At 65.6% G+C, this 18,263-nt stretch carries 15 protein-coding genes; 6 read left to right on the top strand and 9 right to left on the bottom strand.

What is annotated here, in order from left to right; translation table 11 throughout:
* Nucleotides 1-160 precede the first annotated feature (160 nt).
* The 5 genes from I2488_RS02310 to I2488_RS02290 form a co-directional block, all read right to left on the bottom strand.
* Complete coding sequence (locus I2488_RS02310) at nucleotides 161-493, bottom strand: 2Fe-2S iron-sulfur cluster-binding protein (RefSeq protein WP_196274181.1); 333 nt, start codon at nucleotides 491-493, stop codon at nucleotides 161-163.
* A 132-nt stretch (nucleotides 494-625) separates the two neighbouring features.
* Nucleotides 626-2,044: a cytochrome P450 gene (locus I2488_RS02305; protein ID WP_196274180.1), complete on the bottom strand. Its 1,419-nt coding sequence runs from the start codon at nucleotides 2,042-2,044 to the stop codon at nucleotides 626-628.
* A gap of 268 nt (nucleotides 2,045-2,312) precedes the next feature.
* The gene (locus tag I2488_RS02300) at nucleotides 2,313-3,185 is read right to left on the bottom strand and encodes an SDR family NAD(P)-dependent oxidoreductase (protein ID WP_196274179.1); all 873 of its coding nucleotides are present in this window, start codon (nucleotides 3,183-3,185) and stop codon (nucleotides 2,313-2,315) included.
* Nucleotides 3,182-4,057 carry an AraC family transcriptional regulator gene (locus tag I2488_RS02295; RefSeq protein WP_196274178.1) on the bottom strand — a complete coding sequence of 292 codons (876 nt, stop codon included), beginning with the start codon at nucleotides 4,055-4,057 and terminating at the stop codon, nucleotides 3,182-3,184. Before I2488_RS02295 ends, I2488_RS02300 begins: the two co-directional genes overlap by 4 nt.
* Before the next feature lie 3 nt (nucleotides 4,058-4,060).
* Entirely contained in the window at nucleotides 4,061-4,822 is a 762-nt protein-coding gene (locus I2488_RS02290; RefSeq protein ID WP_246465416.1) for an EthD domain-containing protein, read from the bottom strand.
* 126 nt (nucleotides 4,823-4,948) lie between these two features.
* Here I2488_RS02290 and I2488_RS02285 point away from each other — a divergent pair, with 126 nt between their 5' ends.
* The 5 genes from I2488_RS02285 to I2488_RS02265 all read left to right on the top strand — a co-directional run bounded on the left by I2488_RS02285 (nucleotide 4,949) and on the right by I2488_RS02265 (nucleotide 10,557).
* Nucleotides 4,949-6,640 (top strand): FAD-dependent oxidoreductase, encoded by a 1,692-nt coding sequence (locus I2488_RS02285; RefSeq protein WP_214652148.1) that lies wholly within the window; start codon nucleotides 4,949-4,951, stop codon nucleotides 6,638-6,640.
* Entirely contained in the window at nucleotides 6,633-8,429 is a 1,797-nt protein-coding gene (locus I2488_RS02280; protein ID WP_196274176.1) for an acyclic terpene utilization AtuA family protein, read from the top strand. The genes I2488_RS02285 and I2488_RS02280 overlap by 8 nt, the downstream gene beginning before the upstream one ends.
* Nucleotides 8,430-8,578: 149 nt before the next feature.
* Nucleotides 8,579-9,397 carry a Coq4 family protein gene (locus I2488_RS02275; RefSeq protein ID WP_196274175.1) on the top strand — a complete coding sequence of 273 codons (819 nt, stop codon included), beginning with the start codon at nucleotides 8,579-8,581 and terminating at the stop codon, nucleotides 9,395-9,397.
* Nucleotides 9,398-9,491: 94 nt separating this feature from the next.
* Nucleotides 9,492-9,866: an antitoxin Xre-like helix-turn-helix domain-containing protein gene (locus I2488_RS02270; RefSeq protein ID WP_196274174.1), complete on the top strand. Its 375-nt coding sequence runs from the start codon at nucleotides 9,492-9,494 to the stop codon at nucleotides 9,864-9,866.
* Nucleotides 9,838-10,557, top strand: a complete 720-nt coding sequence (locus I2488_RS02265; RefSeq protein ID WP_196274173.1) for an RES family NAD+ phosphorylase — start codon at nucleotides 9,838-9,840, stop codon at nucleotides 10,555-10,557. The genes I2488_RS02270 and I2488_RS02265 overlap by 29 nt, the downstream gene beginning before the upstream one ends.
* A 59-nt stretch (nucleotides 10,558-10,616) precedes the next feature.
* On the opposite strand, the gene I2488_RS02260 is transcribed toward I2488_RS02265, so the two are convergent.
* From I2488_RS02260 to I2488_RS02250, 3 genes are all read right to left on the bottom strand, one after another.
* Nucleotides 10,617-13,046, bottom strand: coding sequence for a TonB-dependent receptor (locus tag I2488_RS02260; RefSeq protein ID WP_246465415.1), 2,430 nt, complete (start codon nucleotides 13,044-13,046; stop codon nucleotides 10,617-10,619).
* Nucleotides 13,047-13,181: 135 nt separating this feature from the next.
* A complete protein-coding gene (locus tag I2488_RS02255) occupies nucleotides 13,182-14,060 on the bottom strand; it encodes a Coq4 family protein (protein ID WP_196274171.1) in 879 nt (292 codons plus the stop codon).
* Between the two features lie 115 nt (nucleotides 14,061-14,175).
* A complete protein-coding gene (locus I2488_RS02250) occupies nucleotides 14,176-15,918 on the bottom strand; it encodes a D-aminoacylase (RefSeq protein ID WP_196274170.1) in 1,743 nt (580 codons plus the stop codon).
* A 147-nt stretch (nucleotides 15,919-16,065) separates the two neighbouring features.
* Here I2488_RS02250 and I2488_RS02245 point away from each other — a divergent pair, with 147 nt between their 5' ends.
* Entirely contained in the window at nucleotides 16,066-16,863 is a 798-nt protein-coding gene (locus tag I2488_RS02245) for a helix-turn-helix domain-containing protein (RefSeq protein ID WP_196274169.1), read from the top strand.
* Nucleotides 16,864-17,013: 150 nt separating this feature from the next.
* On the opposite strand, the gene I2488_RS02240 is transcribed toward I2488_RS02245, so the two are convergent.
* A complete protein-coding gene (locus tag I2488_RS02240; protein ID WP_196274168.1) occupies nucleotides 17,014-17,925 on the bottom strand; it encodes an SDR family NAD(P)-dependent oxidoreductase in 912 nt (303 codons plus the stop codon).
* Nucleotides 17,926-18,263 lie beyond the last annotated feature (338 nt).

Genomic DNA, 18,263 nt, shown 5'->3' with positions numbered 1-18,263 from the left:
TGTCATTCCTACGCATTCTGATTTCACTTCGGTGAAGTGTCAACCGGATGCGTAGGGAGAGGGACGGTTAGTTTCGTCATTGCGAGCGTAGCGAAGCAATCCAGTGGCGGCGCAGCGACGCCCTGGGTTGCTTCGCTACGCTCGCAATGACGAGGGCCCGTTAAATTCCCGGTTGCTCCGCCGGGATATGCACAACCAGCCCGTCAAGCTCCTCGCCCAGCTGGACCTGGCAGGACAGGCGGCTGTTCGGGCGCACTTCCACGCCCTCGATCGCCTCGAGCATTTCGCGCTCCTCGGGCCGCGCCGCGCCGGTGCGGTCGAGCCAGTCCGGGTCGATCCAGCAATGGCAGGTCGCGCACTGCATCATCCCGCCGCACAGCGCGTCGATGCCGTCGACAAGGTTGCCGACCGCCAGCTGCATCAGGGTCATGCCCTCGAAGTTCACGCAAGTCCGCGCCGTTCCATCGGGCTGGACGAAAGTCACCTTGGCCATGGATCTCCCTTTACCGTCCCTGTTCCCATTACCTCGTCATTGCGAGGAGCGAAGCGACGAAGCAATCCAGAGCGTCATCGCAAATCGCTCTGGATTGCTTCGCTCCGCTCGCAATGACGAAAGCCGGGTTGATCAAGCGTGGGCCGGGCAACCGGCGGCCTTGGCCAGCGCGGCAACATCGGCACTCGCGCCTGCGCCGTCCAGCTTGCGCCGCTTGTAGCGCACGCGGCAGGGCTGGGCCGGCCAGTAGGTCGAGGCACCCGCGATGGGCTTCACCTCGTCCATCAGCTCCATGTCGAAGTTCTGCAGCAGGATCGCCACCAGCACCTTCATTTCCATGCGCGCGAAGTTCACGCCGGCGCAGCGGTGGACGCCGCCGCCGAAGCCGATCAGCGAATTGCTCTCGATCTGCGCATCGGGGTTCTGCGGGTTGAAGCGTTCAGGGTCATAGGCATCGGCGTTGCGGAAGGTCTCTTCCATGCGGTGGCTGACCGAGGGGGCGAGCAGCACGAACTCGCCCTTGCGGATGCGATAGCCCTCGCGCTCGATATCGGCATTGGCCTTGCGGCTGAGCATGTAGGCCACCGGGTGGAGCCGCTCGGTCTCGCGCAGGGCAAGGTCCATCTTCTCCATCGCCACGGCCTGCTCCCAGCCCAGGCCAGAGCCGTCGCTGCCGCCGATCAGGCCGGTGATTTCATCGCGCAGCACCTGCTGGTAGCCAGGGTTCTGGAGGAGGTCGGCCAGCGCCCAGCTGACCTGTCCGGCAGTTGTCTCGTGCCCCGCCCAGACCAGCAGCAGGATCAGGTGGCGGATGATCTCGTCGGGCACGGCGCGGCCATCGGGATACTTCGTCTCGATCATCGTCTGGAAGAAGTCGGGCGGATCGAGCGGGGCGGCGCGGCGCTTGTCGATCCACGATTGCAGGATCGCGTGCAGCTTCTTCTTCGCGCGCTGGCTTTTCACCATCTTGGGCGTCGGCAGCCACAGCGGCAGGACGAACTCCATGCCGCCCGAAAAGTCGCGGAACAGCTCGAAGAATTCGTGGCCCAGCTTCTCGTGGAACTCGCGCCCCATGAAGCTGTGCGCGGCGATGTCCATTACCACTGGCCCCAGCGTCGGGATCAGATCAAACTCGCCCTCGTCGCCAAGCCGGCTGACGAGGTTCAGCGATTCCTCGACCATCACCGGCACGTACTGCTTCATCGATGCCGCCTTGAACCGGGGCATGATGATTGCGCGCTGGCGCAGGTACTCGTCCATCTCGGCGAAGGAGTAGAACTCGGGCGAGAACATCTTGAGGAAGAACGGCATCGACTCCCGGATCGAGAGCAGCTTGTCGGTTTCCTCGAAGAAGAAGCGGTTGTGCTCCGGCCCCAGCATCACGTTCATGCGCTGGCCCATGAAGTTCATCGCGAACATCCGCCCCTTGGAACGGTAGCCGCGTTTCAGGACCGAAACGGGATCACGGAAGAACTGCGCAAGATGCCCGAGCAGCGGCACGCCGCCATCGAGCAAGGGAAGGCCATCTGCACCCGGTGCTGCACTCGCCATCGATCATCTCCCCGCACGGCCGGTTGCTCCGGCTCGAACCGGCGAAGCGTATGGGGCGCGGGGGGCGGTGCAAGTCCCTCGCGGGTTTGGGTATCGCGGGATGATCCGGTGGGGATCATCGGGCGGACTTGCTATGGGCGTTCAAGCACCCACGCCAGAACACTTCGTCATTGCGAGCGGAGCGAAGCAATCCAGAGCGATTTGCGATGACGCTCTGGATTGCTTCGTCGCTACGCTCCTCGCAATGACGAGGCTGAATAGCCGTTGATCAATAAACCGCCGCCGGGTTCTTCGGACGCGGGCTGCCGAGCATTTCGCGGTGCGAAGGGCGGTCGTGGCCACGGTCGGTCACGCCGAGTTCCCTGGCGATCTCGGCCACGATCAGCGTCTGGCCGGAAAGCTCGTCACGGTTCGGGGCCTGGTCGATGGCGGCAAGGACGTGGGCGGAGAACTCGGGGTTCTCGGCCATCGACAGGAAGCCTTCGTACTGCTCCGGGTTGGTCTTGGCCGCGATCAGCGCGCGTTCGGTCAATTGCGGGCCGAGCCAGAGCGAGACGGCGATCACCCCGGTGCCCCGGAAATCGTGCTCCATGTCATGCGCCAGCTTGTCGAGCCCGGCCTTTTGCGCGCCATAGGCGGGGCCGTGCATGTAGCAGCTTGCGCCGAACGAGGAGGTCATCGCGATCAGGCCGGACTTCTGCGGCACCATGATCTTCGCCGCATGCCAGCTCGCCACATAGGCGCTGCGCAGGCCGACATCGAGGATCTTCTGGGCGTCGAGTTCCTTCTCCCAGAACGGCGCCTTGTCGATCAGCTGGTGGTGCATGTAGGCAGCATTGTTGACCAGCACGTCGAGGCGGCCCTGCTCGTCCATGATCTGCTCGAACACGCGGGCGACGCTGGCATCGTCGGCATGATCGCAGACGACCGGAATGCCCTTGCCGCCGTTCTCGGTGATCTTCTGCGCGGTTTCGGAAACGGTACCGGGCAGGACGGTGCCGTCCCAGCCCTTGGCATCGCCGGGCGTGACGGTGCGGCCGGTGACGTAGACGGTGTAGCCCATCTCGCCAAAGCCGCGCGCGATGCCGGCGCCTGCGCCGCGGCTGGCGCCGGTCACGAGTGCGATTTTCGGTTGGGTCATGGATGCATCCTCTTGTGATCCTGCGAGATGGTGTGGCGGCGCTGCTGGCGGAAGGCGAGCGGCGTCATGCCGGTGGAACGGCGAAAGGCGCGGGCAAAGCTCTGCGCATGGGAAAAGCCGCAATCGCGCGCCACGGCGCCAACCGCGCGGTCAGGCGTGGCGAGCAGGCGCTTGGCCCGGTCGATCCGCGCCGCTTCGACATAATCGGCGACCGAGCGCCCGGTCAGCGCGTGGAACTGGCGGTGAAGATGGCGCACGCTGATCCCGCACAACTCGGCGAGCTCTGCCGCGAGCGGGGCAGCGCCGGGCGCCTCGATCCGCTCGCGGATGCGGCGGAACTGCCACGGCGCAAGGCCAGGGGAGGTGGTGCCGCGCGCCTCCTCGGCGATCACCCGGCCCAGCGACAGCACGGCGAGGTCCGCAAGCGAGGCCAGCACCCCGGCATCGCCACCATCGGGACGGGCAAGTTCGCGCCCGAGCATTTCCATCACCTGCCGCAGCATGTCGCACTGGATCGCCATCAGCGCGCGCAGCAGGTCGGGCGAGGGCGCGCTCTCGGGCAGGATCGCAGCGGCGCGGGCATCGTCGATGGTCAGCCGCACCGCCTGCACCGTGCCGCCTTCGGCGCGGCCTTCGACCAGCACGCCGGGCAGCCTGGCGAAAAGGGCGCTGGCGATGAAGCGGCGGTCGGCGTCGATCTCGGGCAGGCACACCGATGCGCTCAGCGCATGGGGCGGCAGGGCGAGTTCGAGCACCAGCCGCTCCTCGCGCGCGGCGAAGGCGACGAGCGCCGGCCAGTGCATCTCGACCAGCTCGGCCCGGCCCGCAGGCGTGCTCGCCGAGGCGAGGATCAGGTGCTCGGGCGCTGCCATGGGTCAGCCCAGGTGCGCGAAATCGAACTGCGAGGAGGGGATGATGTCGTTGCGGGTGAAGTCGAGGAAAGCGTGGCAGCTGTCCATCATCGCATCGAGGTTGGTCTTGAACTTGGCCGGATTGCCGACCGCATCGAAGAACGCTTCGGGTTCATTCAAGGCTTTGATCGGAAAGCACTCTTCCACGAAAGCGCTGTAAGCGGGGGCGCCCTCGGTGAGGGGCCGGACGATCAGGTTCTGGACGTACTCGAAATTCGCCTGTGTCTCGATCGCCACGCGGGTGTGGTGCGAATGCCAGTGCGCGATGGCGGCTTCGCGGGTCAGGTCCGGGCGGAACGAGATGAAGCTCGCCTGGCTCCAGCCCCAGGTGCGTTCGGGAGGTGTTGGATGTTTCCCCGGGGAAACATTTGCAGAACACGGATGCGCGGTGTTCGGGATGATCTCCGATTCGCAGACCAGCCACGCGGCGAACCACGCGCTGTGCGCGGCAAGGGCGGCGTCGACCTCGCCCCGGAAACGGGCGTTGGCGGACGGCATCCAGAACTGCGCGATGGCGGCCTGTTGCGGGGCCTGCCACTGCTGGACCAATGCCTCACCCGGCGCTACCGTGGCATCGCGAATGTTGAGGCGCACACGGCTGGCGCCTGCGGAAACCAGCGCCTGCGGCAGCGTTTCGAGCAGGCGCGCGCCGTATTCCTCGCGGCTTTCGCCCGGCGGTGCCCACAGTGCGGCGATGACCTTTTCCATCGCGTTGCTCTCTCCCATACAGATTCTTCGTAGAATCTTCGCAATCATTCTACGCATGGAGTTGACAGATGCGCAAGTCTGGCCGACGTTTGCGTCAAATTTCGGGAGAGAGGGCGCGGCTTGCGCCCCGCTGGCAGGATAATCATGGGCGTGAACTGGCAAATGGAAGTCGACGTCGTCGTCGTGGGCTCGGGCGCGGGCGGGATGCTCAGTGCGCTGGTGGCGGCGAAGAACCATGCGCAGGTGCTGGTGGTGGAGAAGGACAAGCTCTGGGGCGGGACCAGCGCCACCTCGGGCGGCGGGATCTGGATTCCGGGGAGCGATCAGGCCAAGGCACTGGGATTCGAAGACAATCTCGACGATGCCTTCAAGTACGTCCGCGCCCTTTCCGCCGACAACGTGCCCGACGAGAACATCCGCGCCTATGTCGAGAACGCCGCGCCGATGCTGCGCTGGGTAACCGCCAACACCGGCGTCACCTACACCTCGCAGCCCTATCCCGATTACCACGCAGAGAATCCCGGCGGATCGGTCACCGGCTACCGCACCCACCTGCCCGAAATGTTCGACGGCACGCTGCTGGGTAACGATCTGAAAACGCAGCGACTTCCCTCGCCCGCAGCGAGCCTGTTCGGCTACCTCAACTGGACTTTCGCCGAGACCTACCAGCTGCTTTATCGCGGTCCCGGCTGGCTGACCGGCCTTGCGAAAAACATGGCCAAGTACTGGCTCGACTGGCCGCTGCGCTTCACTTCGCGCAAGGACCGGCGGCTGACGCTGGGCAATGCGCTGACGGGCGGTTTGCGCGTTGCGCTCAACGAGGCGGGCGTGCCGGTGTGGCTCAAGACGCCGATGCAGGAACTGGTGACCGAGAACGGCCGCGTCGTCGGGCTGGTCGTCGAGAAGGACGGCAAGCCTTTTGCCATCCGCGCGCGCAAGGGCGTTGTGCTGGCGGCGGGCGGGTTCGACAAGAACCAGCAGATGCGCGATGCCAATGCGCCGCTCTACAACAAGGCCTGGGCTTCGGGCGGGGTGACCAGCAATACCGGCGATGCGATCCGGGCCGGGCAGGCCGTGGGCGCGGGCACGATGAACATGCATTCGGCCTGGGCCGCGCCGGTGTTCTACGTCCCCGGCGAGGATCGCGGGAGGCTCTGCACGATCGAGCGCGCGCTGCCGGGGTGCATCATGGTCAACCAGAAAGGCCAGCGTTACCTCAACGAGGCGGCGTCCTACCATGTCGTCGGCCAGCAGATGGCGCGGCGGCAGCGCGAGTTCGGCGATGCTTCGCCCAGCTGGATGGTGTTCGACCACAAGTATCGCCACCAGTTCCCGATGGGGCCGCTGCTGCCACTGGTGCCCGACTGGCTGCAATCGGGCGCGGTCAAGTCGATCCTCAAGAAGGGGCGCACGATTGGCGAACTGGCCAAGGCGATGGGCGTCGATCCGGCGGCGCTGGAGCTTCAGGTAACGCGCTTCAATGCTGGCGCGGCCAAGGGCGAGGACCCCGAATTCCATCGCGGCGAGGCGGCCTACGACAAGATGTACGGCGACTATCGCCACCAGCCCAACCCCTGCCTGCGCCCGCTGACAGAGGGGCCGTTCTATGCCCTGCCGATCTACCCCGGCGACATCGGCACCAACGGCGGCCTGCGCACCAATGCGCGCGCCCAGGTGGTGGACGATGCCGGGCAGCCGATTGCCGGGCTCTATGCCGTGGGCAACAACGCCGCCTCGGCCATGGGCGAGAGCTATCCGGGCGCGGGCGTCACGATCGGCCCGGCGATGACCTTCGGCTACGTCGCCGCGCGCGAATTGACGGGCGCGAATGCCTGACACCCCGAAAGTCGTCCGCATCGGCGGGGCGAGCGGGGCGCTGAACGACAGCGCGATTGCCGTGCCGGGGCTGCTCAAGGTCGAGGGGCTGAACTACCTCGCCTTCGACTACCTTGGCGAAGGGGCGATGGGCATCTTCCGGCGGATGAAGCAGGCCGATCCGCGCTCGGGCTTCCTGCCGGATTTCGTCGATATCCATATCGGGCCGTACCTCAAGGAACTGAAGGCGCGCGGCATCCGCGTCACCGCCAATGCCGGGGGCATGAATCCGGAAGGGCTGGCCGAACTGATCCGCCAGCGCGGGCGCGAGCAGGGGCTGGAGCTTCGCGTGGCGACCGTGACCGGCGACGATGTCGAGCATCTCGTGCCGCAGCTTCGCGCCGAGGGCTTGCAAGACATGTACAGCGGTGCGCCTCTGCCGGAGGGCGAGATCGGGATGCACGCCTATATCGGCGCATTCGGCATTGCCCGCGCGCTCGATGCCGGGGCTGACGTGGTGATCACCGGGCGCGTGGTCGATTCCGCGCTGATCCTCGGGCCGCTGATCCACGAATTCGGTTGGGGTCCGGACGACCTTGACCTGCTGGCGGCGGGGACCGTGGCCGGGCACCTGCTGGAATGCGGCGCGCAGGCAACGGGCGGGACGTTCACCGACTGGCAGGACGTTGAAGGCTGGGCGAACATCGGCTTCCCGGTGGGCGAATGCCATGCCGATGGCAGCGTGGTGATGACCAAGCCCGAAGGCACCGGCGGTCTGGTTTCGGTCGGCACGATTGCCGAGCAATTGCTCTACGAAGTCGGCGATCCGCGCGCCTATATCGTGCCCGACGTGGTGTGCGACTTCACCGGGATCACGCTGGAGCAGGTCGGTCCGGACCGGGTGCTGGTGCGCGGGGCGAGGGGCTATGCTCCGCCTGAAACGCTGAAGCTGTGCGGGACGTTCGATGATGGCTGGCGCTCGGTCGCGCTGATTCCAGTGAGCGGGATCGATGCGGTGGCCAAGGCGCGGCGGACGGCGGAGGCCTTGCTCGAGCGGGTTTCGGCCATGCTGGAAGAGCGCGGCTGGGGGCCGTGGCGGCAGAGCCACGTCGAGGTGATCGGCACCGAGACCGCGTGGGGGGCGAGGGCTCAGGCGCTGGCGCCGCGCGAGGTTCTGCTCAAGATCGTGGTCGATCATGCCAATCCGGCGGCGTGCATGCTGTTCGGGCGCGAACAGACCACGGCGATCATGAACATGAGCGTCGGCACCTCTATTGCCCCGATCATCGCTGCGCCGAGGGCCTTCCCGCTGACGGGGATGTTCTTCGGGCTGATTGGCCGGGACAGGGTGACTCAGAAGGTCGCGCTGGATGGCGTGGCGCTGGACTTTGCCGATCCGGTTTCGCCGGGGTTCGATCCGGCGCGCTTGCCGCAGATCGAGGGGCAAGCGGCGGCGCTGGAAGGCGATCTCGTCGACGTGCCGCTGATCCGGCTGGCCTGGGCACGCAGTGGCGACAAGGGGCGGTTGTTCAATGTGGCCGTTATCGCGCGGCAGCCCGACTACCTGCCGTGGATCCGGGCGAGCCTGACCGTCGATGCGGTGACCGACTGGTATCGCCACCTGTTCGACGATCCGGCGAATGCGCGGGTCGAGGCGTTCGAGGTGCCGGGCGTCCATGCGATCAACTTCCTTGCCCACGATGCGCAAGGCGGCGGGATCAACCTTTCGCCGCGCTTCGATGCGGCGGCCAAGAGCATGGCGCAGCACCTGCTGGAGATGCCGGTGCGGGTGCCGGTGGGATTGGTGTGATTGCTGGCGCGTTCGTCATTGCGAGCGACCGCAGGTCGCGCGGCAATCCAGAGCGGTTTGCGTGACGCTCTGGATTGCTTCGTCGGCTGCGCCTCCTCGCAATGACGAAGCTTCGGGGCGAATGGATAATGAGCGAGAGGACCTGACCGATGGCCGATGACCTGCCCTACCTTGCGCGCGGTGCGAAGCCGGTGGCGACCGACAGCACCGTGCTGGTCAGCAATTCGCGCTACCTCAACGAGCCGCGCCTGCGTGACTGGCTGGCGACCGCCTACTTGCGCAAGAGCGGCAAGGATTCGCCGACCACGCTCGATGCGCACAAGCTCTACGGCATCCTTGCCGACATCTTCGACGTGCCACGCATCGAGGAACTGTTCACCGCCGAGCGCAAGCGCTGGCCCGAGCTGGATGCGTGGTTTGCCGAAGGCTTCTCGTCGAATTTCACGGTGGACGAACTGCTGGAGCACCCGGAAGGCTCGCTCGGCCACACCTTCGGGCGATATCTGCGCGACAACGGGTTCGAGATCGACATCGTGCCGCGCTTTAGCCCACGCAACCAATTCGAATACTTCTCGCTGCGCAGCGGCCAGACGCACGATCTGGAACACATCGTCTGCGGCGGCGGGTTTGACATCATCGGCGAGCTGGTGCCCTATTTCGCACGGCTTTCGAACCTGCCGCGCTTCCTCGATCCGGAGCTGGTCGGGCTGATCAATGCAGGCCAGCTGCTGGGCGCGCTGCGCCTCGTCTCGCGCACCGGGCTGCACTATCCGGCAGCGTTCCCGACCGTGCTGAAGGCGGTGCGTTGCGGCATGGACGTGGGCGAACAGTCCGGCCCCTACTGGATGGCGAAGTACGAGGACGTCTTCCACCTGCCGATCGAGGAAGCGCGCGCGGCGCTCGGCATCGTCGGCGCGGTGGACCTCGACAGCCGCGAGGCTTCGCTGCTGTGGCCGGAGTATTCGTGACGGGCCTGTGATCGAGGTCCCGATCCGGACGCAGATGCGGTTGTTCTTTTGAACGCTCTTGCTATATTCCTTTCATATGAAAGGAGTGCAGGCGATGAGTGTGCTGGCACGGCCGCTGCAGGAAAAGGCGGGAGCGCTTTCGGGCGCAGTCGTCCGGATCAGCGATTTCTGGAGCCTGAGCAACGCCAAGCTGGCGACGGTGCTGGGGCTTTCTCCGGCGACGGTCTCACGCCTGCGGGCGGGCACGACGGCGCTCGACCCTGCGTCCAAGTCCTTCGAGGCGGGCCAGTTCCTGCTGCGCCTGTTCCGGTCCCTCGACGCGTTGCTGGGCAGTGACGACAACGCTGCGAAGGCGTGGCTCAATACCGTCAATCTCGATCTCGATGGCAAACCGATTGACCGGATCGATACCATGCGGGGCTTGATGGAGGTCTGCGACTATGTGGACTTCTACCGCGCTCGCGTCTGAGCATCGGCCCTATCGCGGGAAGGTATGGCGACTGGTCGAGGCCCAGCACCGGATCTCGACGAACCGGCTCGCGAGGAATCTGGCGGAGCAGGAAGCGCTCGAGCAACTGGCGGAGGAGGTGAAGCCGCAGGTCCCGGTGGCGGCACGGCACCTCGACTTTCTGCTGGCATCGCCGTTTCGCTATGGACACCGGCAGGCGAGCCGCTTTCGCCGCGCCGACGAACGCCCCGGCATCTTCTATTCGAGCGAGGCGGAGCGCACGGCGCTGGCCGAGGCATCATACTGGAGGCTGCGGTTCTTCTCGCGCTCTCCGGGCTTCACGCCGCCGGTCACCACAATCGAATGCACCAGCTTCTGGGTTCGCGCGGCAAGCGACAGGGCGCTGGACATCACGGTCGCTCCATTTGCTGGCGATGAGGCGGCGTGGATGGACCCTGAGGATTATGCCGCGTGCCAGGCGCTTGCTGCGGAAGCACGTGTCGCTGCCACACACCTGATAAGAACACGGTCGGTTCGCGATCCGGCAGGTCTGAATGTCGTGATCCTTGATCCTGTGGCCTTTGCCGAGGCGAGGCCGCACCATGGGAAGACGTGGCACTTGCGCCATGAGGGGGATCGGCTGATCGCCTTGGCCGCCTTTCCGCACGATGACAGGTTCGCGTTTTCAGCCGCTGAGTTTGGCTTGCTGTGACATGATGCAACCGAGGGGCCGGAGCTTGCGCACCGGCCCCTCTCCCTGTTGCACCGCAATCAGAAGTTTACGCCAAGCTCCACGCCGTAGGTGCGGCCGCGTTCGTAGCTGCCGGTGAACAGGAGCACCGGGGCGCCGAAGCTGATGTAGCGCTTGTCGAAGATGTTGTCGCCGAACACCGAGAGCGAGACGCGGGCGCCGCCGAGCGGCACGTCGGCCACGCCGATGCGGCCGTTGACGAGCCAGTAGGCGGGCTGCTTGTTGCGGTCCTCGAGCGCGGGCTGGCCGGTGAGCACGTTCCGCAGCGGGGTGGAGGTGAGGTAGTAGGTGCTGCGGTAGCGCCCTTCGATCAGCGCCGCGACGTGGCCGCCGTTGCTGGTAAAATCGGGCGAGTTGTAGCTGGCGGCGGCTCTGCCGGTCCACTTCGAGAAGTAGGTCGGCCGGGCGAAGGCGGCGACGTCCTGCCCGTTGAGGATGAAGGTCTTGTAGTCGAAATCGGTGTAGGAAATGCTGCCCGAAAGGTTGAGGCCCGCAACCGGCACGACGTCCATTTCCGCTTCGAAGCCCTTGATCTTGGCCTTGCCCGCGTTGTCGAAGAACTGCCGCCCGTTGATGAAGTTCTGGGTCTGCAGGTCCTTGTAGTCGTTGTAGTAGGCCGCGACGTTGAGGCGCACCTTGTTGTCGAGGAACTGGGTCTTGGCGCCGAGTTCGTAGCTGGTCATGTTCTCGGGCCGATAGGGAATGCCCGAAAGGATGCCGCCCGAGACGTAGCCGGTGGCGACTTTGGCGAAGAGGGTGGTCTGGTCGGTCGGGCGCCAGGTGGCGATGCCGGTCCAGGTCAGCTTCTTGTAGGTCGCCTTGTAGTCACCCACGCCCAACGAGCCGCCCTGCGCGCCCGAGATCACGAAGATCTTGAGTTCGCGATCGTCGATCGTGCCGCGCAGGCCGCCGGTGATGTCGAAGGTGTCGCTGAGGTGCCAGGTCAGCTGGGCATAGCCGGCCATCGAATCGTTGATGCCCTCGGTGCGGGTGATGCCGCTGCCGAACACCGCGTCCAATGGGCTGGGCACGATGGTGGCCGACGGGGTGGGCGAGAGGATGCCGAGCACTTCGGTGCCGGGCGACTTTTCGTGGAAATAGAACAAGCCGGCGGTGAGCTGGTAGCTGTCATTGGAGAGCTGGAACTGCAGTTCCTGGCTGAACTGCTCCTGCTTCGTCGCGCGGGCCGAGAGCAGCGGGAAGAAGTAGTCGTTGGGGCCGGGCGCGTTGGCCGGGTTGAACAGGATCGCCTGGCGCTGCTGCGGGGTGAGGCCCGGCGTGATCAGGCCGCCCAGTTGCTGGAAGGTGAAGCGCATGCCGCCGGCCGAGCCGAGGTCGAAGATCACCGGGTCCTGCCGGAACTTGCGGTAGGCGCTGATCGACTTGACGGTGAGGCTGTCGCTGGCGGCAAGGGTCAGCGTCAGGCTGTGGCCTTGCGTGACGATGTGCTCCTCGCTGGTGGCCGCCGCCACTGACGACAGCGGGCCGTTGAGACCTTCGTTGGTGGTGCCGCCGAAGAACGGTTGCAGCGCGACGATGGGGGCGAGCAGCTGGCCCGAGGCATCGGGGATGACGCCGAGGCTCTGCATCGCACGGCCAGAGGCGCGGGTGTCGGTGTAGTCGAAGCGGTAGTCGGCGGTCAGCGCGCCGAACTCGCCGCGCACGGCGACCTGCCCGCCATCGACGTTGCGGTAGCCGAGCTTGTTGACGAAGCGCTGCGTGCCGAACTCCGACGCGCGCAGGGCGATGTTGAGGCCCTTGCCGCCCATGGTGTTGGTGACGTCGCCGTCGATCTGGTCATGCAGGTACGAGAGGCGGATCGAGAACGGGCCGATCTGCGGCAGGTCGAGCGAGACCTTGCCGCGCCAGGCATCGTAGTTGCCGTAGGAGCCGGTGGCGCGAACGCCCCATTCGCCCTTGGGCGCGGCGGTGACGATGCTGATCGCGCCCGAGGTGGCATTGCGGCCGAACAGCGTGCCCTGCGGCCCGCGCAGCACTTCGACGCGCTGGATGTCGGAGAAATCGAGGAGCGAGCCGACCGCGCGGCCGATGTAGACGCCGTCGATGTACATGCCGACCTTGGGGTCGACCGAGTTCGACGAGGTGCCGGAGGCGACGCCGCGGATGATGATCGTGGGGTTGGACTGCTGCCCTTGCGCGTTGAACTGGAGGCTGGGGGCAAGGCCGGCAAGATTGCGCACGCTGGTGACGCGCAGGGCTTCCAATTGCTGCGCGCCGATCGCGGTGACGGCGACGGGAACCTTCTGCAGGCTTTCCTCGCGGCGCTGCGCGGTGACGATGATTTCCTGGACCGAGGCGGACTGGCCGGATGCCTGCGGTTCCTCGGCGGCGGCGTCCTCGGCATGGGCCATCGGAGCCAGCGCCAGCGTGCTGGCGGCAAGGATCGATCCGCGCAGGAGCAGGCTGCGGGTGTACCGTGCTTTCATCATGTCTCTCCCTCCGTTTTCTCGTTCTGGTGACCGCCCGGGCTTTTGCCGGTGCGGGATGCAAAAAGGGCGGCAAAGCGCGCTGCGCCCGCCGCCCCGGTAGTCAGGTGGGTGGTCCGGAACTGATCGGACCAGGGATCATTCGGCGGCTTCCATCATCGGCACGCCGTAGTTGGGGTCGTCCTCGTTGCAGAGGCGGTTGGTGTCGTCCCAGCGGCTGTCGATCACGGGGGTGATGTTCAGTTCGCGGCGGATATCCTCGATCTGGACGTCGACGTATTCGCGCCAGTCGACCAGCATCAGCGGGTACTTCCAGTTGCGGCCCTGCTGCGCGCCGAGGAATTCGGCCTCGAGGTGAACGGTCATCGCCTCGGGGTAGTAGAGGCCGTCCTTCAGCATCGACTTCGACTTCAGGTAGAAGGCGATGCGGCTGAAGAAGTTGCTGAGTTCCGGGTGGAAATAGACCGCCTTGGCATGCATGTTGGCCGAAAGCAGGGCTATCTCGCCGCCGTGGTTGGGGCCGAAGCCGGTGATCATGTGCTCGATGTCATGCGTCAGCGCGGTCTGGCGCAGGTAGTAGGTGAAATCGTTCACCACCTGGATTTCCTGGAAGAACAGGTCGAGCTGGTAGCCCGAGTTCACCATGAAATCGTGGATCTTGGCGCCGAGTGTGCCGGGAGCGCAGCCCTTTGTTTCCTCGATCGTGAAGTTCGACAGGCTCTTGCGATCAAGCCAGCGCTTGAACAGCGGCAGGCGCGCCTTCTCCATCTCGAACAGCTCGATGATGCGCGGCATGTCCTCGAGATCGTGGAGGATCTGCGCGACTTCGGGGATGTAGGCGGTGTTGGGCAGATCGGGGCCGTTGCGGCGCAGCATTTCCTGCGAAATGTAGGCGCGCAGCAGCGGGTGGTTGAGATACTTGGACGAACTGACGAGCACCGAGCTCTGTGTCTCGATCTTCTGGATCCGGCCGTTGAAGTAGGCCCTGTCGGCGTCGCCGATCTGCGCTTCGCTCATGGTGGGCATCCTTTCCGTATGGGGTTGTTCTGCAACAGGTATGGGGGCGTCCGGGAGGGAGTGGACGCCCCCTGCGCGAGGGTTCAACTTGGGGTTTGCGCCCTCGCTAAGGCCATCATTCGGCAGCCTCGGCGAGCGCGGCATCGTCGTTGGCGGGCGAGAGGAATTCGCCCGGCATCGCGCCGGTGAACGCGCCGTTCTCGAAGGTCGGCACGCCGTTGACCAGGGTCAGGCGCGTCGGCATCGCGGCGCGGGTGAAGCGCCAGGTGGTGCCGCCGCGGCCATCGGGCACGTCGTGGGCCTTGACCATTTCGCGGCGCTGGATTTCGTCCATGTTGAAAACGGCGAGGTCAGCGCGCTTGCCCACGGCGATCACGCCGCGATCGTGCAGGTTGAAGTGCCCGGCGAGCTTGCCGGTCATGATGTGGATGGCCTGCTCCAGCGTCAGCTTCTTCTGCTCGCGGACGTACTGGGTGAGCAGCAGCGCGTTCTCGCCGCCACCGCACAGCATCTGCAGGTGGGCGCCGGCGTCGGAGATGTTGCCGACGGTCTTGGGGTCCTTCATCAGTTCCAGCGTCAGGTCCTCGTCCTTGGGGAAGGGGGCCATGTGGACGGTGGAGCGGGTGCCGTTCTTGAGGATCCAGTCGGCCATCGCGTCCGAACGGTGCAGGCCGAGGCTGTCGGCATACTCTTTCAGCGTGATGTTGAGCGGACCGGTGCCGTTCTCGCTGTCGAGCAGGAACAGTTCCTGCGGGTTCTTGAGCGGCGAGTGATCCCAGGCCTGCGTGTCCCAGCTTTCACGGGCACGGGCGCGCCATGCCGGATCGGCGAGGAGCTGGGCCTTCTTGTGGTGATCGTCCTCGAGCACGACTTCGTGCCACACGTAATCGTTCGACTGCGCGAAGATCAGCGACTTGACGAGGCTGAGCGTCGAGGTGGGCGAGACGTGGGCATAGCCCGGCCATACGTCGACACCGGCTTCGCGCATCTTGCGCACCGATTCCTGCATCGCGGGCAGGATGCCCTTCTGGAATTCGAGCGTGGGGATGGCGCCGGCGATCTGGCACTTGATCTTGCGGCCGCCGAGCAGCTTGGCCAGACGCTCGAGGTTGGCCGGGCCGGTCATGCGCATGAAGGTATCGACGATGACCTGGTAGCAGCAGCCGGGGTAGCGCTCCATCACGTCGAACAGGGCTTCGAACTCGGCGTCGTTGGCCATCAGCGTGGGGACGGGGCGGTTCTGGCCGTCATGGTCGTGCATGTTGTCGGACATGCCGAGCGCGCCAGCGGCCAGCGCATCGTCGAGCAGTTCGGCCATCTTGGCGATTTCTTCCGGGGTGGCTTCGCGCTCCCACGCCTCGACGCCCATCGCGGCCAGACGGATGGCGATGTGGCCGACGTAGGCGGCGTAGTTGAGCGGGGCCTTGACGTTGCGTTCGACCGAGGCGCGATATTCGCTCCACGTGTTCCAGTCCCACGGCAGGTTCTGCATGAACGGGCCTTCGGGGATGTCCTCGAAGAACGAGAAGATGCCGATCATCTCGCGCTGGGCGGGCATGTACTTGTGCAGCGGTGCCGCGGAGAAGCCGCAGTTGCCGAGGATCATCGTGGTTGCGCCATAGCCCGGCAGCGGATCGAGATCGGGCTGCCACCACATGGTGCCGTCATAGTGGGTGTGGCTTTCGATGAAGCCGGGGGTGACGTGGCAACCGGCGGCGTCGAACACGCGCTCGCCTGCGGGGGCGAGGCCTTCGCCCACTTCGGCGATCACGCCGTTCCTGACGCGCACGTCGGCCTTGAAGGCCGGTGCACCGGTGCCGTCCACGACGGTACCGTTCTTGATGAGGATGTCGGTCATTTCATTCTCCCGGTGGGTTCGCCGACCATGTCATGCTGCGCAGCATGGCGGGCTGAATCTCGTTCGTTAGGTGCAGCATATGGATGAGCGGGGCCTTGCGAAGACGGGCTCTTGCCAAAAGGATCATCCTGTTATCTAATTCGGATCATGACGCGATACGAGCCGACGGCATCCGCGATGATTGCAGCCCTGCGCCGCCATTTGCGCAGCGAAGGCTGGACGGTTTTGCGAATTTCCAAAGAACTTGGAGTCGGCGAGGCGACCGTGAAGCGCTGGCTGGCGGGCAAGGGCGTGACCATCGACCGGCTGGAGCGCATGGCGCAGCTGTGCGGGCTGGTGCTGGGCGACCTGGCGCGCGAGGCGGAGGAGAACCCCGGCGACCTCGCGCACGAGCTGACGCTGGCGCAGGAGCGGGCGCTTTCGACCAACATCTTCCTGTCGTTCCTGTTCATGGCGCTGCTCGGCGGAGTGGGGCCGGATGAAGTGGCGGCCGACTTCCAGGTGCCCAAGCCGGCGATGGACGCCGCGCTCGACCGGCTGGAGCGGCTGGCGCTGATCGACCGGTTGCGCAGTGGCCGCGTCCGCCCGCTGGTCGACCGCGCGCTGGTGTTCCGCAAGCAGCCGCTGCGCGGGCTGTTCGAGACGCACATGAAGCGCGCGTTCTTCGAACTCGACTATTCGCAGCCCGAAACGATCTACAGCGCCGAGACGGTCAAGCTTTCACCCGCAGGCGCGGCGCAACTGGCCGACCTGATCGAGCGCCACCATCTGGAGGTGCAGGCGCTGGCCGAACGCGACCGTCAGGCCCATCCGGCGGCGGCGGGCAGCGGCTGGTACGGGATGCTCAGCGTGATGCGCGGTCTGGACATGGAGCCGATGCGGGTGGACGGGATTTCGGCCTGGACCGAGGCTCTGGGGGCGGGGGGTGCGAAGGGCGCGGTTTGAGGGGGAGTGTAGCCCGATTGATAAAGTCTTCCCGTCATTTCCGCGCAGGCGGGAATCCAGCAAACGATTAGGTCGTCGCCTTGCGACGGCGTCCTGGAAAGCACTGGGTCCCCGCCTGCGCGGGGATGACGAAGGTTTCATTTGAGGTGATCAGCCCGTCTGCTTCTCCATGAACACCTTGGCCCGGTCCGCGGCCCAGTTCTGGAGGGCTTCGGTGCGCAGGCGGGCGCCTTCGGGGTCGGCTTCGAGGGGGAGGACGGAACCTACGATCTGGTCGAAGTGGGCGCGCAGGCCGTCCTTGGCTTCGGGGTAGGGGATTACGTAAAGTTGGCCCGCTTCGATGGCGCGCTTGACGTGTTCGGCCAGTTCGACCGGGTCCATGCCGTGCTGGTGGATCGAGTGGAGCGAGGCGATCGAGTCCTCGTTTTCGACGTAGCCGCTCTGGCCGAACTGGGCGGGGCGCAGGCGGCTGGCTTCGGCGATGTTGGACTTGATGTTGGCGGGGCAGAGCACCGAGACGCCGATCTGGTGCTTCTCGAGGCCCTGGCGGTAGCTTTCCATCAGGTTGATCACTGCCGCCTTGGCCGCCGAGTAAGGCGCGGCGAGCGCGCTGCCCATCAGGCCGCCCAATGACGAGGTGGTGACGATGTGGCCGGGTTTGCCGCTGGCGATCATGCGGGGCACGAAAGTGACCATGCCGTTGATCACGCCGCCGAGATTGACGCCGATGATCCAGTCGAAATCGTCGTAGGAGGTGTTCTCGACCGGGCCGAAGCTGTTGACCCCGGCGGTGTTGAACAGGAGCGTCGGCGGGGCGCCGAACACCTCTTCGACCTCGTCGGCGGCGCGGGCGTAGGCGGCGCGGTCCATGATGTCGAGCACGAGGCCGTGGGCGGTGATGCCTTCGGCGCGCAGGGTGGCAAGGGCCTGCTCCACCGCTTCGGCGCGGATGTCGGCGATGACGATCTTCGCGCCCGCGCGGCCGAAGACCTGCGCCTGGCCGAGGCCTGCGCCCGAGGCGCCGCCGGTGATGAAGGCGATCTGGTTGGTGAAGTCTTGCATCGGGCGGCTCCTCTACCTGTTTTGTTAGTGTTACTTACAAAATCCGCAAGGCGAGGGCAAGGTCGGGATTGTCGCCTTCAGTCGGGACGCGGGATTTGCAAACGCGCAGGATTGGCTGCGCTCGGCTACGAATTCGCAAGCTCACTGGCGCTGACTGCCGCATAGCGCAAAGGATCATTGCAAGCGCAATTCAAGAACAGAGCGCGGACTTTATCCGATGTTTGCGTAAGGAGGGAGTGTATTCGCGACGCAGGAGCCATGAACGCCACGGCTTGCCCTGAAGCCCAAGGCGTGCCATCGTAATGGGGCAGGGCGAGCGCGCAGGAAATTCGCAAATC

It is taken from the genome of Novosphingobium jiangmenense, from assembly GCF_015694345.1.
GTDB lineage: Bacteria > Pseudomonadota > Alphaproteobacteria > Sphingomonadales > Sphingomonadaceae > Novosphingobium > Novosphingobium jiangmenense.
Note: the sequence above shows the minus strand (reverse complement) of the source record. Positions and strands in the feature narration are given on the sequence as shown.